The organism is Vibrio sp. 2132-1 (assembly GCF_033344315.1).
Genome location: NZ_JAWPON010000330.1, coordinates 1 through 707, shown reverse-complemented (window position 1 = coordinate 707; position 707 = coordinate 1). Strand labels below are relative to the sequence as shown.

Genomic DNA, 707 nt, shown 5'->3' with positions numbered 1-707 from the left:
CGAGCTGCTGCCGCTCAACTTGTTGGCACCGACAAACGCACGGACATTGCCGTTTTACGAGTTGAAGGTTCTAACCTACCTGTCATCCCATTGAATTCTGAATACAAACCTCAGGTTGGTGATGTCGTTTTAGCGATTGGTAACCCATACAACTTAGGGCAAACCACGACCTTCGGCATTATTTCCGCGACAGGTCGCTCCTCTATTAGCGATGGTCGTCAAGCCTTCATCCAAACTGATGCTGCAATCAATGAAGGTAACTCGGGCGGCGCATTGGTGAATACTCAAGGTGAATTGGTGGGCATCAACACCGCGTCTTTCCAGCAGGCAACCGATCTTGAAACCTACGGTATCTCATTCGCAATCCCTGCCCCACTCGCCAGCAAAATTATGCAGAAAATCATCGCTGATGGTCGTGTGATTCGCGGCTACATCGGTATTGATGGGCAAGACATCAATGCAGTGACGGCCCGTTTACTAGGAAACGAGCACATTGGCGGTATCGTTGTTTTAGGTATCGACCCAAATGGTCCAGCAAGTGCCGCAGGCTTTGAAAAGCAAGACATCATTATCAGTATCGATGGCAATAAAGTTCAGGGCCGTCAAAGCGTGATGGATATCGTTACGGATTTACGCCCAGGTACTTCTGTCGACGTTGGTATCATTCGTAAAGGCAAGGAAATGACTCTAAAAGTCACTATCGCCGA

At 48.7% G+C, this 707-nt stretch carries 1 protein-coding gene; it reads left to right on the top strand.

The genetic code is table 11. The features are described from left to right. A partial coding sequence (locus R8N47_RS25230; RefSeq protein WP_318186111.1) for a trypsin-like peptidase domain-containing protein occupies positions 1–707 on the top strand: 707 nt, incomplete at both ends.